General features: G+C 72.1%; 3 protein-coding genes. All 3 read left to right on the top strand.

Annotated features, from left to right (window positions below; all coding sequences use genetic code 11):
* Positions 1-370: 370 nt before the first annotated feature.
* Positions 371-1,219: an alpha/beta fold hydrolase gene (locus G5C62_RS26490; protein WP_206330884.1), complete on the top strand. Its 849-nt coding sequence runs from the start codon at positions 371-373 to the stop codon at positions 1,217-1,219.
* Between the two features lie 213 nt (positions 1,220-1,432).
* Positions 1,433-2,236: an SDR family NAD(P)-dependent oxidoreductase gene (locus G5C62_RS26485; RefSeq protein ID WP_164703340.1), complete on the top strand. Its 804-nt coding sequence runs from the start codon at positions 1,433-1,435 to the stop codon at positions 2,234-2,236.
* A 177-nt stretch (positions 2,237-2,413) separates the two neighbouring features.
* Positions 2,414-2,593, top strand: a 180-nt coding sequence (locus G5C62_RS26480; RefSeq protein ID WP_206330883.1) for a hypothetical protein, incomplete at its 3' end; no start/stop codon positions are given.

Here is a 2,593-nt window from a genome sequence, read left to right as displayed (position 1 = left end):
GCGGTCATCGCGTAGCTCTCCTGAAGGACTGTGGTAGGTCATCCAGAAGATCACGCGGTGGCCGCCTCTATGTGGAGGGCCCGCTGGTCACCGGGGCCGTCGCACACCACCTTGGTGGACGCCACTGTGCCCTGCCCTAGGTGCGATGCACCCTGGGCCGGGCGAGAGGAGGCGCGCACAGTCGGCCGTGCCATCCGGCACACCGAGCCTGCTGATCCGCTCCGGAGCGGCGGGCCACCACGAGGAGACCGACATGTCGGGCACCGAGCAGAACACCGCTGTCAACGGGCGGACCGCCACCACCACCAGCGACGCAGCCGAGCCCCCGCGGCGACGTCCCCGCCTCGATCGAGGCCACCACCGTCGGACGGTGGGTGACCTCCTGCACACCGCCACTCGTGGCCGTCGTCGTGGGTTCACCGCAGTGGTGGCGGGCGTCATCACCTCGCTCCTGGCGATCCTCGGGCTCGCCGGCCCCGCCAGCGCCGGCGGCGGCCACGACAAGCCCACGGTCGTCATCGTGCACGGCGCCTGGACGGACGCGGGGTCCTTCAGCGACGTCCAGCAGCGGCTGCAGCAGCGCGGCTACCCGGTCCTCGACTTCGCCAACCCACTGCGGTCGCTCAGCGACGACAGCGCAGCGTTGGCCTCGTTCCTGCAGCACCGGACGAGCGGCCCGGTGGTCCTCGTCGGCCACTCCTACGGCGGCGCAGTGATCACCGAGGCCGCGACCAGCGACCCTGACGTGCGCGCCCTCGTCTACGTCGACGCCTTCGTGCCGGAGAAGGGCGAAAGCCTGCTGGCCCTGCTCTCCAGTGCGGGCCCCGTCGACCCGTCGGCCCTGTTCGACATGGTGCCCTACCCGGGAGCGCCGGAGGGTGATGCGGACCTGTACCTGCAGGAGGCCGCCTTCCACGCCACGTTCGCCAACGGGCTCCCGCGCAAGGAGCGGGACGACCTCTACGCCCGGCAGCGCCCGATCACGTTCAGTGCGGTGAACGAGGTGGCGGCCAACGAGCCCGCGTGGACGTCGCTCCCCTCGTGGTACGTCGCGGGGACCGAGGACGGCTCCATCCCGCTGGAGCTGCAGGAGCGCATGGCGTCCCGCGCCGGCGCGGAGCTCACCACGGTGAAGGCCGGACACCTCGCGATGACCCGCCACCCCTCCGCGGTGGCGAAGGTGATCGAGAAGGCCGCCGCCGCGACGGACCACTCCTGAGTCGATGTCGCCGCAGGGCGAGCAGCCGGTGGTCCATCGGCCGCCCGCCCTGCGGCGGCGACTCCGTGGCCTCGCGCCCGCGCCGCGTGCCGAGCTCGTCACCGACGTCGAGCAGACCCGCAGCGGCACCGTGTCGAGCTCTTGCACCGGACTGTCGGCAGCGACCGGTGCCCCCCATCCCCCGACCGACCCATCGAATGAGGCCCGTCGACCATGACTCCTGACAAGCTGGACACCACGTCGACCCAACGCCCCACCCGTGCCGGGACGGTGCACCCCGGCCGGCACGCCGGCAAGACCGCCTTGGTCACCGGAGGTGCTCGGGGCATCGGCGCCGGCATCGTCACGCGCCTGGCCGCCGAGGGTGCCCACGTCTTCTTCACCTACGCGTCGGCAGCGGCCGACGCCGACGCCCTCGTCGCCGACGTCAGGTCCTCGGGTGACCGCGCGAGCGCGATCGCGGCGAACAGCGGCGACCGGGCACAGGTGCGACAGCTCGTCGACACGGTCCTGGAGCGCAACGGTCGCCTGGACATCGTCGTGAGCAATGCCGGCGGCGGGACCATCAAGCACGTCACCGACCTGAGCGACGACGAGATCGACCGGATGATCGACGTCAACATCCGAGGGACCATCGACCTGCTGCGGTTCAGCGCCCCGGTGATGGCCTCGGGCGGCCGGATCATCACGATCGGCAGCGTCAGCGCCCACCACCTGCCCCACGCTGCATCCTCGACCTACGGGATGACCAAGGGCGCCGTCGCGAGCCTCGTCCGCGGCCTGGCGCGCGAACTCGGCCCCCGGGGGATCACGGTCAACAACGTGCAGCCCGGCCCGGTCGACACCGACGCCAACCCCGCCGACGGCCCGGCCGGGGACACCCTCCGGTCGCTCATCCCGATCGGATGGTTCGGGACCGTCGCCGAAGTGGCCTCCTTCGTGGCGTACGTCGCCAGCGACGAGGCTGCCTACCTCAACGGCGCTTCCCTCGACGTCGACGGCGGCTTCAGCGCCTGACCGGCACCCGCACTCCCACCGCTCGCTCACCTGCCGACCTGTCGGCCGGGACACCTCCGCGGCGTGAGGGGTGCCGAGCGGACCGTCTCCCCCGCTCCCGATCAGCTGCCCCCGCTCATGGGTCAGCACTCGCCCCGTCACCGATCCCGACCGAGCACCAGGAACGAGGAGAACACCATGTCAGGCAACCGCCACACCCCCCACCTCCACGCCGCCGACGACCCCGAGCTCGTGCGCAGCCCGGCCGTCCACCACGTCTCCATCAGCGGCTCCGGCGCCCCGGGGACCGACGCGTTCTACCGCAAGAAGGCCGCCGTCGCCGAGATCGCCCGGGTCCTGGACGAGGGCGGCTCCGAC

It is taken from the genome of Modestobacter sp. KNN46-3 (genome assembly GCF_011039295.1).
This window is presented reverse-complemented; position numbering and strand designations above follow the sequence as displayed.

Excerpts from the sequence above, each read along its gene's own strand:
- G5C62_RS26485 (WP_164703340.1), top strand. The coding sequence starts at position 1,433 with ATGACTCCTGACAAGCTGGACACCACGTCGACCCAACGCCCCACCCGT.